General features: G+C 69.8%; 17 protein-coding genes and 7 pseudogenes. 8 read left to right on the forward strand and 16 right to left on the reverse strand.

Going from position 1 to position 24,543, the window contains the following annotated elements; all coding sequences use genetic code 11:
* Positions 1 to 44: 44 nt before the first annotated feature.
* On the reverse strand, positions 45 to 950 hold the full coding sequence (locus ACFJGX_RS23820) for an RNA polymerase sigma-70 factor (RefSeq protein WP_382323600.1): 906 nt from the start codon (positions 948 to 950) through the stop codon (positions 45 to 47).
* 45 nt (positions 951 to 995) lie between these two features.
* The gene (locus tag ACFJGX_RS23825) at positions 996 to 2,201 is read right to left on the reverse strand and encodes an aromatic ring-hydroxylating dioxygenase subunit alpha (RefSeq protein ID WP_382327194.1); all 1,206 of its coding nucleotides are present in this window, start codon (positions 2,199 to 2,201) and stop codon (positions 996 to 998) included.
* Between the two features lie 42 nt (positions 2,202 to 2,243).
* Here ACFJGX_RS23825 and ACFJGX_RS23830 point away from each other — a divergent pair, with 42 nt between their 5' ends.
* Together ACFJGX_RS23830 and ACFJGX_RS23835 are read left to right on the forward strand one after the other, a co-directional pair.
* A complete protein-coding gene (locus ACFJGX_RS23830) occupies positions 2,244 to 3,215 on the forward strand; it encodes a diacylglycerol/lipid kinase family protein (RefSeq protein ID WP_382323598.1) in 972 nt (323 codons plus the stop codon).
* The gene (locus tag ACFJGX_RS23835) at positions 3,212 to 4,000 is read left to right on the forward strand and encodes a metallophosphoesterase family protein (RefSeq protein WP_382323597.1); all 789 of its coding nucleotides are present in this window, start codon (positions 3,212 to 3,214) and stop codon (positions 3,998 to 4,000) included. Before ACFJGX_RS23830 ends, ACFJGX_RS23835 begins: the two co-directional genes overlap by 4 nt.
* Before the next feature lie 4 nt (positions 4,001 to 4,004).
* Here ACFJGX_RS23835 and ACFJGX_RS23840 read toward each other — a convergent pair whose 3' ends face one another.
* The 6 genes from ACFJGX_RS23840 to ACFJGX_RS23865 form a co-directional block, all read right to left on the reverse strand.
* Positions 4,005 to 4,904, reverse strand: a complete 900-nt coding sequence (locus ACFJGX_RS23840; protein WP_382323596.1) for an NAD(P)/FAD-dependent oxidoreductase — start codon at positions 4,902 to 4,904, stop codon at positions 4,005 to 4,007.
* Positions 4,879 to 5,352 carry an Rrf2 family transcriptional regulator gene (locus ACFJGX_RS23845; protein WP_382323595.1) on the reverse strand — a complete coding sequence of 158 codons (474 nt, stop codon included), beginning with the start codon at positions 5,350 to 5,352 and terminating at the stop codon, positions 4,879 to 4,881. Before ACFJGX_RS23845 ends, ACFJGX_RS23840 begins: the two co-directional genes overlap by 26 nt.
* A 57-nt stretch (positions 5,353 to 5,409) precedes the next feature.
* The gene (locus ACFJGX_RS23850; protein ID WP_382323594.1) at positions 5,410 to 5,931 is read right to left on the reverse strand and encodes a GNAT family N-acetyltransferase; all 522 of its coding nucleotides are present in this window, start codon (positions 5,929 to 5,931) and stop codon (positions 5,410 to 5,412) included.
* Complete coding sequence (locus ACFJGX_RS23855; protein ID WP_382323593.1) at positions 5,928 to 6,449, reverse strand: DUF962 domain-containing protein; 522 nt, start codon at positions 6,447 to 6,449, stop codon at positions 5,928 to 5,930. The genes ACFJGX_RS23850 and ACFJGX_RS23855 overlap by 4 nt, the downstream gene beginning before the upstream one ends.
* Before the next feature lie 79 nt (positions 6,450 to 6,528).
* Positions 6,529 to 7,032, reverse strand: a complete 504-nt coding sequence (locus ACFJGX_RS23860; RefSeq protein ID WP_382323592.1) for a hypothetical protein — start codon at positions 7,030 to 7,032, stop codon at positions 6,529 to 6,531.
* Positions 6,992 to 7,330, reverse strand: a complete 339-nt coding sequence (locus ACFJGX_RS23865) for a hypothetical protein (protein ID WP_382327196.1) — start codon at positions 7,328 to 7,330, stop codon at positions 6,992 to 6,994. The genes ACFJGX_RS23860 and ACFJGX_RS23865 overlap by 41 nt, the downstream gene beginning before the upstream one ends.
* 33 nt (positions 7,331 to 7,363) lie before the next feature.
* Between ACFJGX_RS23865 and ACFJGX_RS23870 the strand changes: the two are divergent.
* A pseudogene (locus tag ACFJGX_RS23870) lies at positions 7,364 to 9,641 on the forward strand (ATP-dependent DNA helicase).
* 9 nt (positions 9,642 to 9,650) lie between these two features.
* Here the strand turns inward: ACFJGX_RS23870 and ACFJGX_RS23875 are convergent.
* Positions 9,651 to 10,968 (reverse strand): annotated as a pseudogene (locus ACFJGX_RS23875) (hemolysin family protein).
* A gap of 9 nt (positions 10,969 to 10,977) precedes the next feature.
* Between ACFJGX_RS23875 and ACFJGX_RS23880 the strand changes: the two are divergent.
* Positions 10,978 to 11,814 (forward strand): symmetrical bis(5'-nucleosyl)-tetraphosphatase, encoded by an 837-nt coding sequence (locus ACFJGX_RS23880; protein WP_382160458.1) that lies wholly within the window; start codon positions 10,978 to 10,980, stop codon positions 11,812 to 11,814.
* A gap of 49 nt (positions 11,815 to 11,863) precedes the next feature.
* On the opposite strand, the pseudogene ACFJGX_RS23885 reads toward ACFJGX_RS23880, so the two are convergent.
* The 4 genes and pseudogenes from ACFJGX_RS23885 to dcd form a co-directional block, all read right to left on the reverse strand.
* Positions 11,864 to 13,358, reverse strand: a pseudogene (locus tag ACFJGX_RS23885) (DEAD/DEAH box helicase).
* A gap of 78 nt (positions 13,359 to 13,436) precedes the next feature.
* A complete protein-coding gene (locus ACFJGX_RS23890; protein ID WP_291113205.1) occupies positions 13,437 to 14,339 on the reverse strand; it encodes a neutral zinc metallopeptidase in 903 nt (300 codons plus the stop codon).
* Positions 14,340 to 14,410: 71 nt separating this feature from the next.
* Positions 14,411 to 15,514: a fatty acid desaturase gene (locus tag ACFJGX_RS23895; RefSeq protein WP_382323590.1), complete on the reverse strand. Its 1,104-nt coding sequence runs from the start codon at positions 15,512 to 15,514 to the stop codon at positions 14,411 to 14,413.
* Positions 15,515 to 15,576: 62 nt separating this feature from the next.
* Entirely contained in the window at positions 15,577 to 16,143 is a 567-nt protein-coding gene (dcd, locus tag ACFJGX_RS23900; RefSeq protein WP_382160466.1) for a dCTP deaminase, read from the reverse strand.
* A 116-nt stretch (positions 16,144 to 16,259) separates the two neighbouring features.
* Here dcd and ACFJGX_RS23905 point away from each other — a divergent pair, with 116 nt between their 5' ends.
* From ACFJGX_RS23905 to ACFJGX_RS23920, 4 genes and pseudogenes are all read left to right on the forward strand, one after another.
* Positions 16,260 to 16,859, forward strand: coding sequence for a GbsR/MarR family transcriptional regulator (locus tag ACFJGX_RS23905; protein ID WP_291113211.1), 600 nt, complete (start codon positions 16,260 to 16,262; stop codon positions 16,857 to 16,859).
* Positions 16,860 to 16,893: 34 nt separating this feature from the next.
* Positions 16,894 to 17,951 (forward strand): annotated as a pseudogene (locus ACFJGX_RS23910) (cytochrome ubiquinol oxidase subunit I); the annotation flags it as partial.
* 118 nt (positions 17,952 to 18,069) lie between these two features.
* Positions 18,070 to 18,258 carry a hypothetical protein gene (locus tag ACFJGX_RS23915; RefSeq protein ID WP_382328791.1) on the forward strand — a complete coding sequence of 63 codons (189 nt, stop codon included), beginning with the start codon at positions 18,070 to 18,072 and terminating at the stop codon, positions 18,256 to 18,258.
* Between the two features lie 18 nt (positions 18,259 to 18,276).
* Positions 18,277 to 19,288: pseudogene (locus ACFJGX_RS23920) on the forward strand (cytochrome d ubiquinol oxidase subunit II).
* 23 nt (positions 19,289 to 19,311) lie between these two features.
* Here ACFJGX_RS23920 and ACFJGX_RS23925 read toward each other — a convergent pair.
* The 3 genes and pseudogenes from ACFJGX_RS23925 to ACFJGX_RS23935 all read right to left on the reverse strand — a co-directional run bounded on the left by ACFJGX_RS23925 (position 19,312) and on the right by ACFJGX_RS23935 (position 24,531).
* Complete coding sequence (locus tag ACFJGX_RS23925; RefSeq protein WP_382327198.1) at positions 19,312 to 21,789, reverse strand: response regulator; 2,478 nt, start codon at positions 21,787 to 21,789, stop codon at positions 19,312 to 19,314.
* A 273-nt stretch (positions 21,790 to 22,062) separates the two neighbouring features.
* Positions 22,063 to 23,345: pseudogene (gene guaD / locus ACFJGX_RS23930) on the reverse strand (guanine deaminase).
* 90 nt (positions 23,346 to 23,435) lie between these two features.
* Positions 23,436 to 24,531, reverse strand: a pseudogene (locus ACFJGX_RS23935) (BMP family ABC transporter substrate-binding protein).
* Between the last annotated feature and the right edge of the window lie 12 nt (positions 24,532 to 24,543).

The raw sequence follows: 24,543 nt of genomic DNA on the forward strand, positions 1-24,543 counted from the left end.
GTGGCGTCTTTCAGAGGGGTTGGGGAACACACCTCTGAAGACGGTCAGGGCCTGGGGTTTGTGACAGCCAGGTCGCGGCCCAGCGCGGCGGCGATGCGCGCGAGCTTGTCGGGGTTGCGCTGCACGTGCAGGCGCAGGATGCGCTCGCCGTCGGTCACGAACGATTGCGCCGACTCCAGCCCGCCCTGGATGAAGCGCAGCAGGCCCCACTGCCCGTTGAGCACCACGACCTCGAAGCGCACGCCCTCGCCGAAGCGCCGGTGCGTGGCGTAGAAGAGCTGCGCGATGCGCCGCCCGCCCACCAGCGGCACGCCGAAACTCGGCACCTTGCCGCCGCCATCGCCGATCAGTTGCGCGTCCTCGGCCAGCAGCGACTGCAGCCGGTCGAACTGCCCGGTGGCGGCGGCATCGGCAAAGCCGCGCAGCAGGCGCAACTGGGCCTCGCGCGGCACGATGTGGCGTGGCCGGTCGTCCTGCAGCTGCGCCTTGGCGCGGTGCACGATCTGGCGGCAGGCGCTCTCGGTCTTGCCCAGGGCCTCGGCCACCTCGCCGTAGTCGGCGTCGAACACCTCGCGCATCAGGAAGGCCGCGCGGGCTTCGGGTGCCAGCCGCTCCAGCATGGCGAGAAAAGCCACCGACACGTCGTCGGCGCGCTCCAGCAGCTGTTCGGGCGTCACCGGCGCATCGGCCAGCAGCGGCTCGGGCAGCCAGGTGCCGATGTAGTGCTCGCGCTGCACCTTGGCGCTGCGCAGGCGGTCGATCGCCAGGCGCGTGGTCACGGTCACCAGCCAGGCCTCGCTGCTGTCCAGGTCGGCGTGCGCGGCCTCGTGCCAGCGCAGCCAGGCGTCCTGCACCACCTCCTCGGCTTCGGCCGGCGAGCCCAGCATGCGGTAGGCGATGCCCTGCAGCCGGGGGCGCAGGCGGTTGAAGGTGGTGGTGGGATCGTTCATGACCAGCCAGACGGGCGAGCGCCCGGTTTTGTGACAGGCGCGATGCTAAGCGCCCTCGCCCGCCATGCGCTGCACCGAGGCGTGGAAGGCCTCGCAGGCGAACTCGTTCTCGCCGAAACACAGGGCCTGGTTCGCCCCGCTGTCCAGCCCGCGCTGCATGCTGGCCGCGAGCGCGAAGTCCTCGTCGATCGCGGTCCAGAACATGTCGAAGTTGCGCTGCCAGTAGCTGTCGCTGCGGGTGGCCAGGTGCTGGCGCGGCGCGATGAGCCAGCCGTCGACCTGCGTGGTGGCGGCGTCGGTGGGCGAGAGCGCGAAGGCGTTGACGTGGTCGCCCTCCCAGAGCAGCAGGGTGGAGGGGAACAGGAAGTAGATGGTGTTGATCGTCTTCGCGAAGCCTTCCAGCGTGGCCGGCGGCTCGCTCAGTTCCTCGAAGCTGCGCTTGGGCAGCACGATGCGCTGGTGGTCGCCCACTTGGTCGTGCACCACCACGTTGTCGTGGAACAGGTAGGCGATGGTCTCGCGGTGGGCGTAGGCGAAGTGGTAACTCTCCAGGTTGGCGTCGAGCACCAGCTTCCAGTTCGAGGCCTGGGTGAAATGGCGGTGGCGCTGCACGCGCGCGGCGGCGTCGAAGCCCAGGCCGTCGATCTCCTCGCCCAAGGGGCCGAAGTACGCGGCCCAGTCGAACGCGGGCAAGGCCGTCGCCACCACCCAGACCAGGCCGAAGCGCTGCGCGCAGGGCAGCTCGACCAGGCCGGCGCTGGCCTTGGGCGCGTGGGGAAAGTCGCGGTCGTGCGGGCGGCCGACGCAGGCGCCGTCGTTGCCGTAGGTCCAGCTGTGGTACGGGCACACGAAGCGCTCGCGTCCCTGCGCACAGGCGCCCTCGGGCACCAGCGCCGCGCCCCGGTGGCGGCACACGTTGATGAAGGCGCGCAGCTGCCCGTCGGCATGGCGGGTAAGCAGCACCGGCACCCCATGCACCGAACGCGCCAGCCAGTCGCCGCTCGCCTGCAGCGCGGCCGCGTCGGCCACCGCCTGCGGCAGCCGGCGCAGGGCGGCGAGTTCGCGCTGGTGGCGCGCGGGGTCGAGGTAGCGCGCCACGGGCGACCAGTTGCCGGGCAGGCGCTGGCGGTGTTCACCATTGAGCGCGGCCTTCACGCGGTCGAACAGTTGGGCGGCGGGGGAGGTGGGCAGGGGCGCGTTCATGCCCACCATCATCGCCAGCCGGACCGGCTTGTGCCATGGGGTTTTCAACCAGCGCCGCTACACTGGTCCGAACCCATCCCTTGGCCGCCCATGCCCGAAGTCCCCCCTTTCGATCCGGCCTCGACGCTGCACTTCGTCATCAACAGCCGCTCCGGCAGCCAGGACGGCGACGGCACGCGAGCGACCATCGAGGCCGCGCTGCGCGCTTCGGGCCGGCCCGGCCAGCTGCACGTGTGCGAACCGGCCGACCTGCCGCGCCGCACGGCCGAGCTGGCGCGGCAGGCGCGCGAAACGAACGCCGCCATCGTGGCCGTGGGTGGCGACGGCACCATCAACACCGTGGCCCAGGCCGCGCACGCCGCCGGCTGCGCCCTGGGCGTGATCCCGCGCGGCACCTTCAACTATTTCGCGCGCACGCACGGCATCGCCACCGACGTGGCCGATGCCATGGCGCAACTGCTGGGCGCGCGGCCCGAGCCGGTGCAGGTGGCCGCCGTCAACGAGCACCTGTTCCTGGTCAACGCGAGCCTGGGCCTGTACCCCGACCTGCTGGAGGACCGCGAGGTCTGGAAAAACCGTTTCGGGCGCAGTCAGTGGGTGGCGATCTGGGCGGCCTTCGCCACCCTGTTTCGCGCGCAGCGGCGGCTGAAACTGCGCATCGGCCTGGACGGCGCGCAGCGCGAGGTGAAGACCCTCACCCTGTTCGTGGGCAACAACCGCCTGCAGCTGGAGCAGGTGGGCGTGGTGCAAGGCCAGCGCCCCGATGGCGCGCGCGACAACGGCCGCGTCACGGCGGTGATGCTCAAGCCCATCGGCACCCTGGCCCTGCTGCGCCTGATGTGGCAGGGCGCCATGGGCACGCTTGGCGAGGCCGACGACATCGAGCACTTCGAGTTCCAGCAGATGGTGGTGCGCGCGCCGTCGGTGGCGGGTGCGCGGCGCCTGAAGGTCGCGGTCGATGGGGAAGTCCTGCGCATGAAGGCGCCGCTGGATGTGCGCGTGCTGCCGGTGCCCCTGTTCCTGCTCAAACCGGCACCCGCCGACCGCGAGGCCCCCGCTTGAGCGCGATCCTGCAGGTCTCGGACCCGCACTTCGGCACCGAGCGGGCGCCGGTGGTGCGGGCCCTGGTGCAGCTGGCCCAGCGGCTGCGGCCGGACCTCGTGGTGCTCTCGGGCGACATCACCCAGCGCGCCCGCGCCCCCCAGTTCGAGGCCGCGCGCCGCTTCATGGACCAGCTGGGCGCGCCCCGGCTGGTGATCCCGGGCAACCACGACATCCCGCTGTTCAACGGTTGGGCCCGGCTGGTGCGGCCCTACGCGGGCCACCGCGCGGCCTTCGGCGATGAGCTCGAACCGCAGTTCAGTTCCGCCGGGCTGTTGGTGCTGGCCGTGAACACCACGCGCGCGCACCGGCACAAGAACGGCGAGGTGTCGGCGGCGCAGGTCGCGCGCGTGGCGGCGCGGCTGGCCGAGGCCACGCCGGCCCAGTTGCGCGTGGTGGTGGTGCACCAGCCGATCGATGTGCAGCGCCCGCAGGACGAGCCGGACCGCCTGATCGGCCACACCGCCGCGCAGGACGCCTGGGCCGCCGCGGGCGCCGACCTCGTGATGGGCGGCCACATCCACCTGCCCTACGTGATGCCCCTGCCCGGCCTGGCGCGACCGATGTGGGCGGTGCAGGCCGGCACCGCCGTGTCGCACCGCGTGCGGCCCGGCGCGCCCAACTCGGTGAACCTGGTGCGCTGGCACGCGGCCGAGCGCGCCTGCGCCGTCGAGCAGTGGGACTACGCGGCCACCGAAGAAGTCTTCGTGCAGGTCCGCGTGACGCGCCTGCAACCGGCGCGCTAAGCGATCAGCCGAACATCAGGGCGCGGTGCGCGCTGGCCCCGGCCATGGCGCCCGCGCCCACCGAGATCGCCACGTTGCCGGCCGCGCGCGCGGCATCGCCGCAGGCAAACACGCCGGGCACGCTGGTGCCCTGCATCGCGTCGGTGCGGATGAAGGCGCCCGTGGGGCCTTCGTCCATGGCGCAGCCCAGCTGCGCCGCCACCGGGCTGGCGATGTGCGTGCGCGCCATGGTGAACAGACCATCCAGGGCGAAGCGGCGGCCATCGCGCAGCTCCACCGTGGCGGTGTCCACCAGGCGCGCCACCGCGCCGGCTTCCACCGCGACACCGCGCGCGGCCAGCGCGGCGCGCTGCGCCTCGTCGGGCACGAAGGCCTCGTTGAGGAACAACGTGGTCGAGCCCCAGTCCGGCAGCATCAGCGCGTGGTGCATGGACATCTCGCTGACCGCCAGCACGCCGATGCGCCCGTTGTCGAGCTCGTAGCCGTGGCAGTACGGGCAGTGGAAGACGCCCCGGCCCCAACGCTCGGCCAGGCCTTCGATGGCCGGCAGCTCGTCCACCACGCCCGTGGCGATCACGAGCGTGCGGGCCTGCTCGGTGTGCGCACCGTCGAGCGCCACGCCAAAACCCTCGCCCTGCGCTTCGGCGCGCGCGACGGTGCCGTCCAGCCAGCGCACGTTGGGGTAGGCGAGCAGCTGGGCCCGGCCCTCGGCGGCGATGTCGCCGGGCGCGCGGCCGTCCTGGCCCAGGAAGCCGTGCGAGGCGCTGGCGAAGCGGTTGCGGCGCAGGCCGGCGTCGATCACGAGCACGCGGCGGCGCGCCCGCGCGAGCTGCAGGGCGGCGGACAGGCCGGCGTAGCTGCCGCCGATCACGATGGCGTCATTCGGGGAGGTGGTGGTGGGCATGGTGGCTCCTGGCATGGGGGTGGGCGTCGAAACGGCGGTTGAAATCGGCCGCGAGGTCGGCCAGCGTCACGCGGCCCAGCCGCTGCACCAGCAGCGCCTGGGCCTCCTGCAACGCGCCCGACAGCGCCTCGTTGACCGCCTGCTCCACCAGGCACTCGGGGTTGTCCGAGCGGTGGCCGATGGCGAACACCGTGGGTGCGCCGACCGCGTCGTACACGTCGCGCAGGGTCACGGTCTTGAGGTTGCAGGCCAGCACCCAGCCGCCGCCGTGGCCCCGTTCGGAGCTCACGAAGCCGGCCTCGCGCAGGCCGGCGAGGGTGCGGCGCACCACCACCGGGCTGCTGCCCTGCAGGCAGGCGGCCAGGGCCTCGGAGGTCATGGGCCGCTCGCTCTGCGCCATGTGCAGCAGCAGGTGAAGGATGGACGAGAGTTTGCTGTCGAGTTTCATGTAACTTGAATAGTTACATGAAAACGACCTCGGTGCCACCGCGCGCCGATCAGCCCGTCAGCGCGTGTGGTTTTCGGCTTCCGGCGGCCGCACGTCGAAGGCCTCGTGGTAGCTCACCTCGCCGTGCGGCACCCGCCCGTTGAAGGCCAGGGCCTGGAAATACTCGGGCGGCACACCCGGCAACAGCAGGGTGGGCACGGCGCGAAAACCGAAGCGGCCGTAGAAGGCCGGCTCACCCACCAGCACACAGCCGTCCGCGCCCTGATCGCGCAGGCGCTGCAGGGCCGCGCGCATGAGCCCGCTGCCCACGCCCAGCCCCTGGTAACCGGGCAGCACCGAGATCGGGCCCAGGCCGAACCAGTGCCGCGTGCCATCCGACACCGTCACCGGCGACACCGCCACATGGCCCACCACGGCGCCCTGCCGCTCTTCGACCAGCGACACGGCAAGCTGCCCCGCGGCGCGCAGGGCGTCGACGATGAGGTGCTCGGTGTGGCTGGTGTGCGGCGCGCGCTGGAAGGCGGCCGCCGTCAGCGCGTGGATGGCTTCGACGTCGCCGGGCGACTCGGGCCGGATCACTTGGCGAGCTCGCGGCCGCCGTGCACCGGGCCCGCGCGCGACTCGACCACCGCCTCCACCTCGCGGCGCAGGCCCATCAGGAAGGCAAGTTCGGCCACCACGAACAGCGGGCCGATGATGAGCCCCATGACGTCGTCGACAAAGGCCGGCTTGCGGCCTTCGTAGATGTGGCCGACGAACTGGATCACCCAGCCCATCACGAACAGGCCCACGCCGAAGGTGGCCCAGGCGCCGGTGGACAGGCCCGCCGTGGCATGCGCCACCGCCAGGCAGGCCGCGAGCAGCAGGCCCATCACCACGCCGAAGCGCAGGTCCAGCCGCAGGTAGTAGAGCGTGGCGGCGATCACCGCCAGCGTGGCCGGGGACAGGGGCAGGCCCGCCACGTCGAAGGCCGGGCGCGCCAGCAGCACCACGACCGAGAGCACGATCATGGGAATGCCGATGAAGTGCGTGACGATGTTGCGGCGGTCGCGGTGGTAGGCCGCGTACTGGCTCAGGTGGTCGTTCAGGGTTTTCATCGTGGTCTCCGAGAAACAGCACAGGCACACATCATCGCCAGAGTGGCCCTGCCGCGCCAGTGGGATTTCACCGATCGGGTCACAGCAGCGACTGCGCGTCGTCCTCCGGCCGCACGGCCGGCCCGCTGCGCGCCAGCGCCATCCACACGTGGAAGGGCAGGCGTTCGACCGCGCGGCGCGGCGCCTCGCGCGCCACCACCAGGCGCTCGCCTTCGAGCTGCATCACGCCGCACTCGGGCGGCACCTCGTCGGGCGCGGCGATGGGGCGGCCCTTGGCGTCCTGCCCCAGCACGTACCAGCAGGCGCTGGCCAGGCCCAGGTAGGCGGCGCGCTTGGCGGGTTTGCGCAGGTCGCCCAGCAGGTCGGCCCGGCTCACCTTGATCTCGTGCACCACGGGCTCCAGGTAGGCCTCCACAGTGGTGTGCCGCACCGAGAACACGTCCGGAGAGGCCATGCACCAGCCGTGCTCGGGCGCAGGGGCGGCGACGGCCTCGCTCTCGAAGGCGCAGGCCTGCAGCGGGCCGCCGGTGTCCGCAGCGGGCTCACCGCCCAGCAGCGCGCGCGGCAGCGGCACGCGCAGCATCAGGCCGCGCCAGCTGAGCCGCCCGGCCTGAGCCATCGCCGTGCGCGACGCGCTCCACCAGGGCCTCGTGCGGCGTGCGCGCGGCCTTGTTCTGGCTGAACACCTCGGCCAGCCGCTGGATGCCGGCCTCGGTCACGCGCAGGCTCTCGAAACCCTCGGGCGAAGGCCGGCGCTCCAGCAGGCCGGCGGCGAGCAGCTCCACCTCCAGCATGTCGTGGCAGGGCCAGCCGGCCGAGCGGTAGATCTCGCGCAGGCGCTGGTGGTGGCGCCGCGTCAGGGCGGGGGCGATCGCAGACATTTACTGACTATATATCCAGTACCATGGTGGGTCATGTCGGCCAACCCACCGTCCATCGACACGTCCACCGCCTCGGTGGCGGTGCGCGTGCTGTGCGCCTTCGCGGCCAAGGCGGGCGACCTGGACCTGCGCTTCACGCCCTCGCCCAGCGCGCAGGACGGCATCGCCGGCCACACCACCGTCACCACGCGGCGCGCGGCGGGCTACCAGCGCGAGGTGCCGCTGAGCGCCCGCTGTGGCGAGCTGCGGGTGCAGGGCCGGGCCGACGGCTTCGACCCGGCGGTGCCGCGCCTGGAGGAAATCAAGACGCACCGGGGCGACGCCGCGCGCATCCCCGACAACCACCGCGAACTGCACTGGGCGCAGGCGCGGGTCTACGGCTGGATGCTGTGCGAACAGCACGCGCTGGAGCGCATCGAACTCGCGCTGGTCTATTTCAACATCGATACCGCGCAGGAGACGGTGCTGCCCGTGTGGCACAGCGCGGTGGAGCTCAAGGCCTTCTTCGAAACGCTTTGCGCGCGCTACGCGGGCTGGGCGCGCGCCGAGCTGGCGCACCGCGCCGCGCGCGACGAGGCGCTGCGCGCGCTGGCCTTTCCGTTCGAGGGCTTCCGGCCCGGGCAGCGCGAGCTGGCCGCCGCCGTCTACCGCTGCCACGGCGCCGGGCGCCACCTGCTCGCGCAGGCGCCCACCGGCATCGGCAAGACCATGCGCAGCGCTGTTCGGGGCCCTGCGCGCCGCGCCCGCCCAGGGCACGCACAAGCTTTTCTACCTGACCGCCAAGACACCCGGGCGCCAGCTCGCGCTGCACGCCCTGCAGCGCATGAAGGCCCAGCCACTGCGCGTGCTCGAACTGGTGGCGCGCGACAAGGCCTGCGAGCACCCGGACAAGGCCTGCCACGGCGAGTCCTGCCCAGTCGCGCGCGGCTTCTACGACCGCCTGCCGGCCGCGCGCGAGGCCGCCGCGCAGGCGGGCTGGCTCGACAAGGCCGCGCTGCGCGAGATCGCCCTGCGCCACGAGGTCTGCCCGTATTACCTGGGCCAGGACCTGCTGCGCTGGAGCGACGTGGTGGTGGGCGACTTCAACCACTTCTTCGACCTCAGCGCGCACGCCTGGTCGCTCACGGTGGGCGACGGGCTGCGCGTGGGCCTGCTGGTGGACGAGGCGCACAACCTGATCGAGCGCGCGCGGCTCATGTACAGCGCCGAGCTGCGCCCCGCCGCCTTCCAGGCCGTGCGCAAGGGCGCACCGGCCGCGCTGAAGAAAACCATGGACCGGTTGCAGCGCCCCTGGAGCGCGCTGGCGCGCCTGCAGACGCAGGACCACACGGTGCTGCCCGAACTGCCGGGTGCGTTCATCGAGGCCTTGCAACGCCACAGCGCGGCGCTGTCGGACCACCTCGCGCTCGAACCCGAGGGCGCGCACGCGGCCGGTCTGCAGGACTGGCTGTTCGAGGCGCAGCGCTTCCTGCGCGTGGCCGAGGTGTTCGACCAGCACTCGCTGGTGGACCTCACGCCCGCGCCGCGCGCGGCCGGCCGCGCGCGTCAGCCGGTGCTGAACATCCGCAACCTCGACCCCGGCCCGCTGCTGCAGCCGCGCTGGCAGGCCGCGCACAGCGCCACGCTGTTCTCGGCCACGCTCAGCCCCATGGCCTACGTGAGCGACCTGCTGGGCCTGCCGCAAGACACCGCGCGCCTGTCCGTGCCCTCGCCCTTCGATGCCTCGCAGCTGCAGGTGCGCGTGACGCCGAACCTCTCCACCCGCTACGCCGACCGCGCCGCCTCGCTCGACCAATTGGTCGAGGTCATGGCCGACCAGTACGCCCAACGGCCCGGCAACTACCTCGCCTTCTTCAGCAGCTTCGACTACCTGCAGCAGGCGCTGCAACGCCTGCAGGCCACGCACCCGGCGCTGCCGGTGTGGGCGCAGTCGCGCGGCATGGGCGAACCCGAGCGCGAGGCCTTCGTCGCGCGCTTCACCGAAGACAGCCAGGGCATCGGCTTCGCCGTGCTGGGTGGTGCGTTCGGTGAAGGCATCGACCTGCCCGGGCAGCGCCTCATCGGCGCCTTCATCGCCACCCTGGGCCTGCCGCAGCTCAACCCGGTGACCGAACAACTGCGCGCGCGGCTGCAGGCCCGTTTCGGGCAGGGCTACGACTACGCCTATTTGTTCCCGGGCCTGCAGAAGGTGGTGCAGGCCGCCGGCCGCGTCATCCGCGGACCGGACGATGAAGGCGTGGTGGTGCTGATGGACGAGCGCTTCGGCCGTCCGGAGGTGCGGCGCTGGCTTCCCGCGTGGTGGGGCTTGTGAGCGCGCGGCTCAGCCGTCGGCCTCGACCGCCGCTTCCGACTCGGGCTCGGGCAGGCGCGTGATCAGCACCTGATCGATGCGGCGCCCATCGAGCACCAGCACCTCGAAGCGCCAGCCCGCGCAGTCCACGTGCTCGCGCCGGCCCAGCAGGTCGCCCGCCACGGTCTGCATGAGGCCGGCCACGGTGTTGTAGCGCCCCTTGTCCTCGTCGGGCAGGTCGTCGATCGCCAGGCGCGACTTCAGCTCGGTCACCGGCATCGCGCCGTCCACCAGCCAGGCGCCGTCCTCGCGCTGCGTCGCCCAGGCGTCCACTGCGGTGCGCGGCGACAGCTCGCCGGTGATGGCCTCCAGCATGTCCAGCGGCGTGAGCAGGCCCTGCACCACGCCGTATTCGTCAACCACGAACACCATGCGCGTCGCGCGTTCGCGGAACTGCTCCAGCAGCTCCATGCCGCTGAGTGTCTCGGGCACGAACACGGCCGGCAGCACGTGCTGCATCAAGGGTTCGTTGTGGCCTTCGGATTGCAGCGCGAGCATGCGCGGCAGGTGGATCACACCGACCACGTCGTCCAGCCCGCCCCGGCACACCGGGTACCAGGAATGGCCGGTGGTCCAGGCCTTCTGCACGGCCGCGTCGATGCGGTCCTCGGCGTCGAGCCATTCGATTTCCGAGTGCGGCACCATGATGGAGGTGAGCTGACGGTCGTCCAGCAGGAACACGTTGCGCACCATCTGGTGCTCGTGTTCCTCGATGATGCCGGCGTCCACGCCCTCCTCCAGGCTGGCGTTGATTTCCTCTTCGGTCACGTGCTGCACGGCGTTGGTGTCGATGCGCAGCAGCTTGAGCACCCACTGCGTGGTGTGCGTGAGCAGCCACACGAAGGGCTTGGCGGCCTGGGCCACGAAGGCCATGGGGCGCGAAACCCAGCGCGCGACGGCCTCGGGGTAGAGCTGGCCGATGCGCTTGGGCACCAGCTCGCCGAACACGATGGTGATGAAGGTGATGACCACCACCACGATCGCGGTCGGCGATCACGCTGGCCGTGGCTTCCGTCAGGCCCCATGCCACGAGCTGGCGACCCAGGTCGTCGCTGAACGCAGCCTCCCCCACGATGCCGTTGAGCATGCCGATGGAGGTGATGCCGACCTGCACCGAGGAGAGGAACTGGGTGGGGTTGTCCAGCAACTGGAGCGCGGTGACCGAGCCCTTGTCGCCGGCCTCGGCCATGGCCGTGAGCCGCGCCTTGCGGCTGGATGCCAGGGCCAGCTCGGACATGGCGAACGCCCCGTTGAGCAGCGTCAGAAAAACAATGAGGAGGGTGTCCATAATCGGCCAATGGCACTTTACATGATCGGGGATGTGCAGGGCTGCGACGCGGCGCTCGGCCGCCTGCTCGACGACATCGGTTTCTCACCCAGCCGCGACACGCTGTACCTGCTGGGCGATCTCGTCAACCGCGGGCCGGCCTCGCTGGCCGTGCTGCGCCGGCTGATCGCGCTCGACGGCGCGGCGCACTGCCTGCTCGGCAACCACGACCTGCACCTGCTGGCCACGGCGCACGGCGTGCGCAAGCCACATCGCAGCGACACGGTGGGTGACATCCTTGCCGCGCCCGACCGCGAGGCCTTGCTCGACTGGCTGCGCGCGCGGCCCATGGCGCTGTTCGAACACGGCTGGCTGATGGTGCACGCGGGCGTGCTGCCGCAGTGGGACGTGGCCGGCACGCTGGCGCTGGCCGGCGAGCTGCAGGCCGTGCTGCGCAGCGCCGACTGGACCGGCTTCCTGCAGGAGATGTATGGCAACGAACCGCCGCTGTGGAGCGACTCGCTGCGCGGCGCCGCGCGCCTGCGCGTGATCGTCAATGCCTTCACGCGGCTGCGCTTCTGCACCGCGCAGGGCGTGATGGAGTTCGACACCAAGGACAGCGCGGGCGCGGCGCCCGAGGGCTTCATGCCCTGGTTCGACGTGCCGGGCCGGCGAACCGAAGGCGTGCCGATCGCGTTCGGCCACTGGTCCACGCTGGGCGCGGTGCAGCGCCACGACCTGCAGGCGCTGGACACGGGTTGTGTGTGGGGCGGTTGCCTCACCGCGGCCCGCATCACGGAGGTGCCGGGCGAGGTGGAGCGGATCTCGGTGCGCTGCGAGCAGGCCAGCAAACCCGGCAAGCGCTGAAGGAGCGGCGGCGAAAGCCGCCTGGCAGGCTCAGGCAAGGGCTTCGCCCTCAGCTTTCCTGAGCCGGCGCCGGTGCGGGGGCGCTCTTGAACAAGGCCGGCACCTTGCGGCGCGTCTTGATGTTGGGCGAGGCCGTGCGCGCGGCGGCGCGCTGCGACACTTCCCACGAGGGCGTGGCGTCGCTCGCGGCGCTGGGTTCGTAGGGCTTGTCGAACAGCGGATCGGCAGGCGCGCGCGGTGCGCGGGTCGGGCGCGAATCGGAGGCGCCTCGCGCTTCGCGCGGGGTGCGGCTCTCGCGGCTTTCGCGGATGGCCCGGCTCTCGCGGCGCTCGGCGTCCTGCCCTTCGGGCTGCTGCCAGGCGCGCTGGCCGTCGTTGAAGCGGCCCGCCGGGCGGCGGTCGGCTTCGAACTCGAGCGCTTCGAGCTCGAGCTTCTTGCCCAGCAGCTTTTCCAGGTCGCCCATGAGGCGCGTGTCGCGCCCGCTCACGAAGGACACCGCCAGGCCCGAAGCGCCCGCGCGGCCGGTGCGGCCGATGCGGTGCACGTAGTCCTCGGCGTTGAACGGGATGTCGAAGTTGAACACCGCCGGCACGTCCTTGATGTCCAGGCCGCGCGCGGCCACGTCGGTGCAGACCAGCAGGTCCACCGCGCCGGTCTTGAAGGCTTCCAGGGCCTTGAGGCGCTCGTCCTGGCTCTTGTCGCCGTGCAGGGCCGTGGTGTTGAGGCCTTCGCGCTCGAGCGAACGCGCCAGGCGCGCGCAACCGAGCTTGCTGTTGACGAACACGAAGGCTTGCTTGAGACCGCGCTCGCGCAGGATCTGCTTGAGGATGCCGCGCTTGTCGTCGTCTTCCACGCGGTAGAAATGCTGTTCCACGGTGGACGCCGTGGCGTTGGAGCGCGCCACCTCGATGGTCACCGGGTCCTGCAGGTAGCTGTTGGCCAGGCGCTTGATCTCGGGCGAGAAGGTGGCCGAGAACAGCAGCGTGGTGCGCTGCTTGGGCAGGTAGCTCAGAATGCGCTGCAGGTCGGGCAGGAAGCCGATGTCCAGCATGCGGTCGGCCTCGTCGAGCACCACGTACTCGACCTGGTTGAGCACGCAGTTCTTGGCCTCGATGTGGTCCAGCAAGCGCCCGGGCGTGCGCAACCAGCACCTCGACGCCCTTCTTGAGCTCGGCCGTCTGCGGCTTCATGTCCATGCCGCCGAACACCACTGTGCTGCGCAGGTTGGTGTACTTGGCGTACAGCTTGACCTGCTCGGCCACCTGGTCGGCCAGCTCACGCGTGGGCAGCAGCACCAGGGCGCGCACCGGGTGGCGCGCGGGCGAGGTGGAGGCGTTCTCGTGCTTGAGCATGCGCTGCAGCAGCGGCAGCGTGAACGCGGCGGTCTTGCCGGTGCCGGTCTGGGCGGCGCCCATCACGTCACGGCCTTGCAGCACCACCGGAATCGCCTGCGCCTGGATCGGCGTCATGGTCGCGTAGCCCATTTCGGCCACGGCTCGCTCAATGGCGGGCGAGAGGGAGAGTTCGGAGAAGGATTGGGTCATTGGCTTCAAAGTTAGCCACGTATTGTCGCACTTTGACCGTTTTTCGCCCAAATCCGGGCCGGCGGCCTCCGCCAGGCCTCAGACGCTGCCCGCTTTGAAGGTGTCGCAGGACTGCACGCTGCCGCTTTGCAGCCCCGTGTTGAACCAGCGCTGGCGCTGTGCGCTGGTGCCGTGGGTGAAGCTGTCGGGCACCACCTGTCCCTGGCTTTTGCGCTGCAAGGCGTCGTCGCCGATCGCGGCGGCGGCGTTCAGCGCCTCTTCCACGTCGCCCGGCTCCAGGATGGCCTTGTTCTTGTGGTTGTGGTGGGCCCAGATGCCGGCAAAACAGTCGGCCTGCAGCTCCAGCCGCACCGACAGCGCGTTGTACTCGCGCTCGCCCACGCGCCGGCGCGCCTGCTCCATCTGGTCGGTGATGCCCATGAGGTTCTGCACATGGTGGCCGACCTCGTGCGCGATCACATAGGCCTGGGCGAAGTCGCCCGGCGCGCCGAGCTGGCGGCGCAGGGTGTCGTAGAAGCTCAGGTCGATGTAGACCTTCTGGTCGCCCGGGCAGTAGAACGGGCCCATGGCCGACTGGCCGGTGCCGCAGGCCGTGGGCGTGGCGCCCCGGAACAGCACGAGGCGCGGTTTCTGGTACTGCGCGCCGGCCTGCTGGAACACCTGGCCCCACACGTCTTCCGTGCCGCCGAGCACGGCGGCCACGAACTTGCCCATGTCGTCGGTGGGCGCCTGGGTCGGGCCCTGGGTGGTCTCCACCTGGGCGGTGGGTGCGCCATCGCCCACGCCGCCGAGCACGCCGAGAATGGTCATGGGGTTGATGCCGAAGATCCAGCCCGCGACCAGCGCGACGGCAATGGTGCCCAGGCCGATGCCGCGCCCACCCACGCGCCGGCCGCCACCCAGGCCACCGAGCCCACCCCCGCCGGGGTCGGCGCGGCGGTCTTCGATCTGATCGGACTGGCGGTTGTTTTCCCACTTCATGGCATGGCTCCTCGGCGACCTCGGTACGGGTGCGGGTATCCCATTATGAAGCGGGCGTGGCCCCGCCGGGCTCAGGCGACGGCAGGTGCGCAGGCGCTGGTCGGGCGGCCCTGGAAGTCGGTCCAGCAGCGCCGGCCGAAGTCGTAGAGCTTGCAGCGGCGCGCGGTGTCGAAGTACCAGCGCCACGAGAAGCGCTGCACGATGATGCGGCCCGGCAGCGCGTCCTCCAGCAGGCGCTGCACGCCTTCGAGCTGGTAGAGCGGGATGCTCATGTCCACATGGTGCGCGGTGTGCTCCATGATGTGGTGCAGCATCGCGCCGATGCGCAGCGGAAAGGTGAGGTGCACCGTGGTCGAGACAAAGGGCGCGGCGCGGCCCCAGGCGGCCTTGTCGTCGTGCCACTGCACCGCCGTGTGCGTGTGGTGCACGTAGACCACGAAACCGATCATGGCGTTCCAGAACAGGAAGGGCACGGCAAAGCCCATGGCCAGCAGCAGCCAGACCGACTGGCCGGTGGCCGAGGCGGCGGCCACCAGGCCGCCGATCCAGGCCAGCGCGCAGGCGCTGACGAACACGCCGTCCCACACGAACTCGGCGCGCCGCGTGCCCATGTAGGTCTTGCGCGGGAAGAACATGCGGTGCCACCACATCTCCACCAGGTAGTACAGCGCCGGGCCGAAGCCGCTGCGGTACGCGCGCTCCAGGGCGCGGCGCATCGGCGAGAGCGCGGCGAACTCCTCGCGCGTGAGCGGCGCCCACACGAAGTCCACGCCCTTGAGGTTGGTGTAGCCGTGGTGCACCACGTTGTGCCCCACTTCCCACAGGCTGTAGGGCGTGAGCGAGGGCAGCATGGCGATGCGGCCCAGCACGCGGTTCAGCCCCCGGTGCGGCGTGTAGCTCTGGTGGCAGGCGTCGTGGCCGATGATGAACAGCCGCCCGATCATGAAGCCCGCCGCCAGGCCGCACAGCAGCTTGGCCCACACGGCAGCGAACCACACGGTGCCGGCCATGAGCGCGGCGAAGACCACCCAGTCGAACACCAGCAGCGCGATGGCGCGCGCGGTGCGCCGCTCGACGAGCGGGGCGAGCCAGCCCCGGATCACCTTGCGGTGCGGCAGCGGCTGGCCAGCGGGGATGGGGGCGGGAGAAGAGAAGCCGGGCGGGTTGCGTGACATGCCCGGCATGCTATCGACCGGGTTGCCCGGCCGCCTTGACCTGGGTCAAGGCGCGCGAACCGTCAAGCTTTGGGCAGGGTCACGCCGACCTGGCCCTGGTACTTGCCGCCCCGGTCCTTGTAGGAGGTCTCGCAGACCTCGTCGCTTTCGAAGAACAGCACCTGGGCGCAACCCTCGCCCGCGTAGATCTTGGCCGGCAGCGGCGTGGTGTTGCTGAACTCCAACGTCACATAACCTTCCCACTCGGGCTCGAAGGGCGTGACGTTGACGATGATGCCGCAGCGCGCATACGTGCTCTTGCCCAGGCAGATGGTGAGCACGTTGCGCGGGATGCGGAAGTACTCCATCGTGCGCGCCAGCGCGAAGCTGTTGGGCGGGATCACGCAGACGTCCTTGTTGATGTCCACGAAGCTGTTCTCGTCGAAGTTCTTCGGGTCCACCACCGTGCTGTGGATGTTGGTGAACACCTTGAATTCCGGCGCGCAACGGATGTCGTAGCCGTAGCTCGACGTGCCGTAGCTGATCACCTTCTTGCCATCCACCGCCCGCACCTGGTTGGGCTCGAACGGTTCGATCAGGCCGTGTTGTTCGGCCATGCGGCGGATCCATTTGTCGCTTTTGATGCTCATGGGGCGCGATTGTAGGTGGCGCGCCCACCGGTCCCGGATCGCGGAGAGCCCCCAGGAAATTACCGGAATTTCAGTAATTACTGAAAACTCAGGCCGAACCAGCTACATTTCCGGGCATGCCACTGCAAGACCATCTTCCGCCCCTCAACCGCGAGTTCGTTGCCCACTTCGGGGAAATGGGCAGCCGCTGGGGCATCAACCGCACCGTGGGGCAGATCTACGCCCTGCTCTTCATTTCACCCAACGCGCTCAACGCCGACGAGATCGCCGAGACGCTGGAGTTCTCGCGCTCGAACGTGAGCATGGGCCTGAAGGAATTGCAGGCTTGGCGGCTGGTGCGCCTGCGCCACCAGCCGGGCGACCGGCGCGAGTACTTCGAGGCGCCGGCCGATGTGTGGGAAATCTTCCGCGTGCTGGCCGAGGAGCGCCGCCGCCGCGAAGTGGAGCCCACCCTGTCCATGCTGCGCACCGCGCTGCTGGAAACGCCCAAGACCGACGCCGAGCGCCACGCGCAGGCCCGCATGCGCGAGATGCACGACCTGATCGACCGGCTCATGACCTGGTTCGACGACGTGCAGAAGCTGGCCCCCGAAACCGCGATGCAGCTGATGGGCATGGGCGCGACCGTCACGCGCGTGCTCGAACTCAAGGACCGCCTCACGGGCAAGGCGGCGGGCCGCAGCGCGCGCCCGGAGAAATTGCCCGACGCGGCCTGACCCCCACCAGACAAGAACCCCACGGAGAACCCCCATGGACGCCCTGCTCCTCTCGCGCATCCAGTTCGCGGCGAACATCAGCTTTCACATCCTGTTCCCGACCATCACGATCGCGATGGGCTGGTTCCTGCTGTACTTCCGCATCCGCCACATCAAGACGCGCGACCCGGCATGGGAAGAGGCCTACTACTTCTGGACCAAGGTGTTCGCGCTGAGCTTCGCGCTCGGCGTGGTCTCCGGCATCGTGATGAGCTTCCAGTTCGGCACCAACTGGCCCGGCTTCATGGAACGGGCCGGTAACATCGCGGGCCCGCTGCTGGGCTACGAGGTGCTGACCGCCTTCTTCCTGGAGGCCAGCTTCCTGGGCATCATGCTGTTCGGCCGGGGCCGCGTGAGCGAGCGCGTGCACCTGGCCGCCACCTTCCTGGTGGCCTTCGGCACCACCATGTCGGCGTTCTGGATCCTGAGCCTGAATTCGTGGATGCAGACACCCGCGGGCTTCGAGATCGTGGACGGCAAGTTCGTCGCGGTCGACTGGTTCGCCGTGGTGTTCAACCCCTCCTTCCCCTACCGCCTGGCGCACAAGCTGCTGGCCTCGGCGCTCACGGCCTCGTTCCTCATCGCCGGCCTCTGCGCCTGGCAGCTCATCAAGGGCAGCGCCACCGGCGGCACGCACAAGGCCTTGCGCACGGCCATCATCGCCGCCTCGGTGCGATGCCGCTGCAGTTCCTGGCCGGCGACATGCACGGGCTGAACACGCTGGAGCACCAGCCCGCCAAGATCGCGGCGCTCGAGGGCATCTGGCACACCGAGAAGAGCGCGCCGCTCACGCTGTTCGGCATTCCCGACGAGGCCGCCGGCACCACGCACTACGCGGTGAAGATTCCCAAGATGGCGAGCCTGATCCTGGCGCACGACGCCGACGCCGAACTCAAGGGCCTCAACGAATTCCCGAACGCCCACCCGCCGGTGGCGCCGATCTTCTGGGCCTTTCGCGTGATGGTCGGCGTGGGCACGCTGATGCTGGTCGTGGCCTGGGCCTCGGCCTGGATGCTCTGGCGCCGGCGCCGCCAGGCGCAGGGCTCGCTGGACCTGCCCAAGCCCGCGCTGTACGTGCTGGCGGGCATGACCTTCTCGGGCTGGCTGGCCAACGCTGTCGGGCTGGTACGTCACCGAGATCGGCCGCCAGCCCTTCCTCGTCTACGGCCACCTGCGCACCGCCGACGTGGTCACCAACACCCCCTCGCCCATGATCGCGGTCACGCTCACGGCCTACCTCATCGTGTACGGCCTGCTGCTCATCACCTACGTCGGCGTGCTCAAGTACATGGCCGAACACCCGTTCAAACATGCCCCCGAAGCACCCCACGGCGCCGAACTCGGCAAGGCCGGCGTCTGACCGAACGGAGAACACCCCATGAACATGACCACCTGGGCCGAAGTGCTCCCCCTGATCTTCCTGGCCGTGATGGGCCTGGCCCTGCTGGCCTACGTGATCCTCGACGGCTACGACCTCGGCGTGGGCCTGCTGCTGCCCCTGGCCGAGAGCAAGGAGCAGAAGGACACCATGATCTCCAGCATCGGCCCGTTCTGGGACGCCAACGAAACCTGGCTGGTGCTCGGTGTCGGCGTGCTGCTGGTGGCCTTTCCGATGGCGCACGGGCTGGTGCTGCAGGCGCTCTACCTGCCGGTGGCCGTGATGCTGATCGGCCTGATCCTGCGCGGCGTGGCGTTCGACTTCCGTGTGAAGGCGCCCACGAAATACGTGCCGTTCTGGAACCGCGCCTTCTTCGTCGGCTCGCTGCTCGCCAGCGCCTCGCAGGGCTGGATGCTGGGCAGCTACATCACAGGCTTCGACAAGGGCTGGCTGGGCCTGGCGTTCAGCCTGGGCATCGCGCTCACGCTGCCGGCGGCCTACATCCTGCTCGGCGCGGGCTGGCTGATCATGAAGACCGAAGGCGAGCTGCAGGCCCACGCGGTGCGCTGGGCGGCCCGCGTGCTGTGGCCCATGGGTTTTGCGCTGGTCGCGATCTCGGTGCGCAACGCCGCTGGTGAACCCCGGCGTGGTGGCGAAGTGGTTCAGCGTGCCCGAGGTGTTCGGCCTGATGCCGATCCCCCTGAGCTGCGCGATCGCCTTCTTCGCGGTGCGCTGGGTGGTCACGCACCCCAATGTGGTGAAGGCGGGTTACGGCTGGGTGGTGTTCGCGGCCACCGTGCTGATCTTCGTGCTGGCCTTCTTCGGCCTGGCGTACAGCATCTTCCCCGACATCGTGATCGGCCGCATGAACGTGTGGCAGGCGGCCGTGTCCACCGGCTCGCTCACCGTCATCTTCATCGGCGTGGCCATCACGCTGCCAGTGATCATCATCTACACCATCTACATGTACCGCGTGTTCTGGGGCAAGGCGCGGGCACTGACCTACAACTGAACCCGCGTCGCCGCTTTAACGGGCTAGGACGGTGAGGTCTTGCGCAGGGCAAAGCTCGTGAGCAAGGCCTGTTCGGATTCGAGGAAGAGCGTGTTGAACCGCGCCAGCCAGTTCGGCTCGAACGGCCAGGCGTTGCTCTCGACCACGCGCGAATGCTGCTTCGCGGTCTCGGACATGGCGTGAGCCCCCATTTCGCCACTCAGGCCGGCCAGCGAATGCAGCGCCTGGCGTGCGCTTTTCAGGTCGTTGCGCCGCACAGCGTCCTCCAGATTGGCAATGTGCCGCCGGGCCTGGGCCAGGCCATCGGGCAGCAGGTTCACCATGATGTTCATGCTCTTGAGCTGCTCGACACGTTCGTCATCCAGCAAGGGCCCATCGATGGTCGCCCCCGCCAGGCGCGCGGGCGACGGCGACGCGCCCGCCGCCTGGGCCTCACCCACCGGACGCTCGCCGATCAGGCGGGCCAGCTCCCCGCGCAAGGCCACCACGTTCACGGGCTTGGTGAGAAAGCCGTCCATGCCCGCGTCCCGCGCCGCCTGCCTGTGCTCCGGCGAGGCATGCCCGGTGAGCGCCACCACGGGAATGTTGCGCACCCCATCGGCCATCGCGCGCAGCTGCCGCGTCGTCTCCATGCCGCCGAGCACGGGCATCTCCACGTCCATCAGGATCACGGCCGGCCGCACGCCCGCCTTGAGGAACTGCAGGACGTCCTGCCCCTGCTGCGCCTCCACCACCTCCAACCCCATGTCCTTCAGGTAGCCTTTGACGATGGCGCGGTTCACGGCGTTGTCCTCCGCCAGCAGCACGGAGCTGCCCATGAAGGGCGCCGGGTCCTTGGCGCTGTGGCGCAAGGGCTGGTCCTTGAGCAGGCTCACGATCGCGCCGGCCATCTCAGGCAGGCTGCAAGGCGCGCTCAGGAACCCGTCCATGCCCGCTTCGCGGGCTTGCGCGCGGGCCTCGGTCGCCGGCTGGACACTGTGTGCCAGCACCGGCACCTGTTCATGCCCGGCGGCGGCCCCCAGGCGGATCTGGCGCACGGTGTCACAACCATCGAGCACCGGCATGTGGAGGTCCATCACGACGAGGTCATAAGGCACGTCCGAGGCCAGGCGAAGCAGGTCCAGCGCCTGAGCGCCGTTGCCGGCCTCGTCGATGCTGCTGCTGCCCACCAGGGCCAGGAGTTGGGCCAGGGTGGCGCGGCGCCGGATCGGATCGTCATCCACCAGCAGCACGCGGGCGCCGCGCAGCAACCGCGCGGCATGCCGCATGGCTTCTTCGGCGTGGGCCCGGGCCTCCGCCTGCGCCACCGCGGGAAACGACAGCGTGAACGCCGTGAACTCGCCCAACCGCGATGCGCAGGTGATCTCCCCGCCGAAGGCGCGCATGGCGCGCCGGCAAAACGCCAACCCCAAACCCGTGCCATCAGCCTTGCCGGAGGTCTGGAAGTCCTCGAACAGGTGCTCCATCTTTTCCGGTGCGATGCCCGGCCCTGTATCGCGCACCGTGATGCACTGCGCATCCACGGTCACCGTCACCATGACGTCGGGACAGGCCGGCAGGTAATACAGCGCGTTCTTGATGAGGTTGAACAGGATCAGCGTCAGGAGGGTTTCATCGCCCTTGAACGTGAAGTCGGCCACCTCCGCCAGGCGCACCCGCTCGCGCTGCGCCTCGCTCTCGTAGCCGAAATCGCTCACCGCGCGCTCGGTGCACACCGCCGCCGAGAGCCAGGTGAAACCCGAGGCATCGAAGGCCCTGCTCTTGAGCTGCTGCAGCGTCACCGTGATCGACTGCAGACCCAGCTTGATCGCGTTGCGGCCCTCGTTCATCACCCGCACCATCGCCATGACCTGCTCGCGCGTGTGGGACACCGAGGACTGGGATGACCCCAGGCGCAGGAAGTCGCGCTCCAGGGTGTCGAAGACACCCTGGATCTTCTGCATGGGCCCGCGCATCTCGTGCGCGATGGAACCCGCGAAGCTCATGTACAGGCGATGGCGCGCCAGCTCAGCCTGCCTTCTTTCGAAATGGGACAACGCACCGGCCACGAACAGCAGCGTCGGCGCGGGCAGCCAGATCCAGACGTCCGGCGTGAACGCGATGCCGGGTTGTGATGCCCAGAACGCGAGCGCCCCAAGGGCGTATCCGGCGACCAGCATCACCACGGCATTGCGCCAATCGGCGACCAGAATGACACACACCGCACCGATCACCATGTTCACGAAAGAAAAGCTGTCGCCCTGATTCTTCAGGGTCGTGAACGTCTGCAGAAACGCCAGGCAGTAGACCGACGTGAAGTAGGCATGCGCGAGGTAGAACGGCTTGGCCCTCGCGGGCCACCACGGGCGCAAAGCCAGTGCCAGGCACAACAGGGTGGCGATGGCCCTGAGCGCCAGATCGTCGTAGCGCGGCGGGAGTTGCCCCGTGAAACGCAGCAGATAGAAGAGCGGGAAGGCCAGGCTCCCCAGAGCCCCCATCCACACCAGGAACGACCTGTTCATGTCGTGATGCGAGCGGTACCTCGCGAACAAACCAGCGGCCAGTGAGCTCAAATCGCACCTCCCAAAAAATTGGCAGGGCGATGCTAAGGGGGCGTTCTGTTCACCACAACAGCCCAGCCCCCCTCGGGCAAAGGGCGGCCCCGAACAAAGTGCACTTGAATCCCAAATAACGTCGCTTCGTTTCCAAATTCAGATCATTGGAACCCGCAGACTGGGACATTCCCTAGGTCGAGAAATAAGCGCAAAAACGACACGCCCAAGCCGCGATCGAGATCAGCTGCCAGCGATGATCGTGCGCGCCACCACCCGATCGTCCCCCAGCACGATCAGCGCGAACAGCAGCTCGTCCAGGCTGTCCGCCTGCGAGGTCTTGCGCGCCAGCAGGGGGGTGGCCTGCGGGTCGAGCACCACGAAATCCGCCTCGTGGCCGGGCTGCAGGTTGCCCACCACGCCTTCGAGCCCCAGCGCGCGCGCGCCGCGCCCGCCGTGTGCTGCCACCACAGCTGCCCCGGGGTGAGGCTCAGGCCCTGCTTGGTCTGGCCCTCACGGCCCACGCAGTAGGCCGCGAGCATGGTGCGGAACGGCGAGAAGCTGGTGCCACCGCCCACGTCGCTCGCCAGGCCGTAGCCCATGCCCGCCGCGTCGGCGGCGAGGTAGTCGAAGAAGCCGCTGCCCAGGAACTGGTTGCTGGTCGGGCTCACGGCGGCGGTGGTGCCGGTGGCGGCCATCAGCACGCGGTCGGCCTGGTCGAGGTGGATGCAATGGGCGTACACCGCGCGCTGCCGCAGCAGGCCGAAGTCGCCATACACGCCCAGGTAGCTGCGCGACTTCGGGAACAGCTCGGCCGCCCAGCGCACCTCGTCGAGGTTTTCCGCCACGTGCGATTGAATCCACACGTCACCGTGCTTCGCCGCCAGCTCGCCCGCGCCGCGCAGCTGTTCGGGCGTGCTGGTGGGCGCGAAGCGCGGCGTGATCGCGTAGCCCAGGCGGTCCACGCCGTGCCAGCGCTGGATCAGCGCCTCGGTGTCGATCAGGCTCTGTTCGGTCTGGTCGCGCACGCCATCGGGGCTGTGGCGGTCCTGCAGCACCTTGCCGGTGATGAAGCGCAGGCCGCGCGAGCGCGCTGCCTCGAACATCGCGTCGACCGAGGCCGGGTGCGAGGTCGCGAAGGTGAGCGCGGTGGTCACGCCGTTGCGCGCCAGTTCGTCCAGGAAGAAGGCCGCCACCTCGCGCGCGTGCTCCGGCTCGTGAAAGCGCGACTCGTGCGGGAAGGTGTAGTTCTCCAGCCAGGGCAGCAAGCCGGCCGCGGGCGCGCCGATCACGTCCGTCTGCGGGTAGTGCACGTGCATGTCGATGAAGCCCGGCGCGATCAGTTTTCCGCTCAGGTCTTCCACCGACACGCCGGGAAAGTTGCCGATCAGCGCGGCGTGGTCGCCCGCGGCGCGCACCACGCGCCGACCCTGCGCGTCGGGGCCGACGACCAGCAGGCCATCGGCGTCGTAGACAGGGCGTTGTTGGTCGTCGAAACGCAGGAGGGCGGCACGGTAGGCGTTCATGCCGCGCAGCTTAACGCCTGGGGCTCGCCCGGGCATATCGCGCCGCCGATAAGGCCCATACCGCCGCGCCGGCGGTGGGCCCGCGCGGCTTCAGCGCTCGACCGAACCCTGCACGCCTTCGACCAGCCAGTTCATGCCCAGGATCTGCCCGTCGTCGAGCGCCTTGCCGGCTTCGATGACGGTCTTGCCCTGGTTATCGCGCACGGCGGTCTTGCGCGCCGCGAACACCGCGAGCTTGCCCGCGGCCATGTCGGCCTGGCGCGCCTGCACCTCGTCGCGCACCTTGGCTGGCACCTTGCTGCCGAAGCTGTCGACGCGGATCATGCCCTCCTTCACCCCGCCCCAGACGCTCGCGCTCTGCCAGGTGCCGTCCAGCACGGCCTGCACGCGGCGGGTGTAGTAGTCGCCCCAGAGGTGGGTCACGGCGGCGATCTGCGCATCGGGCCCGAAGCGGCGCATGTCGGAGTGGTAGGCCACGGCGAGCCTGCCGCGCTCCTGTGCGGCCACCATCACGGCGGTGGAGCCGGTGTGGAAGGCCAGCACCTCGGCGCCCTGGTTCATCAGCGTCATGGCCGCGTCGCGCTCGCGCGGCGGGTTGAACCACTCACCCAGCCACACCACTTTGACGGTGGCGCGCGGGTTGACCGAGCGCATGCCCAGGGTGAAGGCGTTGACGCCCTGGATCACCTCGGGGATCGGGAAACCGGCGATGTAGCCCGCCTGCGTCGGCGATGCGGCCCGCAGCCACACCGGCCAGGTAGCGGCCCTCGTAGTAGCGCGCGTTGGCGGTGGCGACGTTGGGCGCGGTCTTGTAGCCGGTGATGGACTCGAACTTCACGTCCGGGAACTCGCGCGCCACCTTGAGCGTGGGCTCCATGTAGCCGAAGCTGGGCGTGAAGATGATGCGGTGGCCCTGCTGCGCCAGATCGCGGATCACGCGCTCGGCGTCGGCGCCTTCGGCCACGTTCTCCACGTAGCGTGTCTCGACCTTGTTGCCCAGGGCGGCCTGCACGGCGAGCCGGGCCTGCTCGTGCTGGCGCACCCAGCCGGCTTCGGTCAGCGGCGTCACGTAGACGAACGCGGCCTTGAGCGGCGGCGTCTGTGCCTGGGCGGGGGTGGAAAAGGGAAATAAAAAGCTGGCAGCCGCCAGTGCGCACGCGCACCGGGCCACGAGGTTTTTGTACATGGTGGTCCTCTA

The organism is Hydrogenophaga sp. UC242_50, assembly GCF_042697355.1.
Taxonomy (GTDB): Bacteria; Pseudomonadota; Gammaproteobacteria; order Burkholderiales; family Burkholderiaceae_C; genus Hydrogenophaga.

Coding starts and splice junctions, on each gene's coding strand:
- ACFJGX_RS23860 (WP_382323592.1), bottom strand. CDS start 7,032: ATGCTGCGCGTGCCGCTGCCGCGCGCGCTGCTGGGCGGTGAGCCCGCT.
- ACFJGX_RS23895 (WP_382323590.1), bottom strand. CDS start 15,514: ATGTCACGCAACCCGCCCGGCTTCTCTTCTCCCGCCCCCATCCCCGCT.
- ACFJGX_RS23890 (WP_291113205.1), bottom strand. CDS start 14,339: ATGAAGTGGGAAAACAACCGCCAGTCCGATCAGATCGAAGACCGCCGC.
- dcd (WP_382160466.1), bottom strand. CDS start 16,143: ATGAGCATCAAAAGCGACAAATGGATCCGCCGCATGGCCGAACAACAC.
- ACFJGX_RS23865 (WP_382327196.1), bottom strand. CDS start 7,330: ATGTCTGCGATCGCCCCCGCCCTGACGCGGCGCCACCACCAGCGCCTG.
- ACFJGX_RS23855 (WP_382323593.1), bottom strand. CDS start 6,449: ATGAAAACCCTGAACGACCACCTGAGCCAGTACGCGGCCTACCACCGC.
- ACFJGX_RS23830 (WP_382323598.1), top strand. CDS start 2,244: ATGCCCGAAGTCCCCCCTTTCGATCCGGCCTCGACGCTGCACTTCGTC.
- ACFJGX_RS23840 (WP_382323596.1), bottom strand. CDS start 4,904: ATGCCCACCACCACCTCCCCGAATGACGCCATCGTGATCGGCGGCAGC.
- ACFJGX_RS23820 (WP_382323600.1), bottom strand. CDS start 950: ATGAACGATCCCACCACCACCTTCAACCGCCTGCGCCCCCGGCTGCAG.
- ACFJGX_RS23925 (WP_382327198.1), bottom strand. CDS start 21,789: ATGAACAGGTCGTTCCTGGTGTGGATGGGGGCTCTGGGGAGCCTGGCC.
- ACFJGX_RS23905 (WP_291113211.1), top strand. CDS start 16,260: ATGCCACTGCAAGACCATCTTCCGCCCCTCAACCGCGAGTTCGTTGCC.
- ACFJGX_RS23880 (WP_382160458.1), top strand. CDS start 10,978: ATGGCACTTTACATGATCGGGGATGTGCAGGGCTGCGACGCGGCGCTC.
- ACFJGX_RS23845 (WP_382323595.1), bottom strand. CDS start 5,352: ATGAAACTCGACAGCAAACTCTCGTCCATCCTTCACCTGCTGCTGCAC.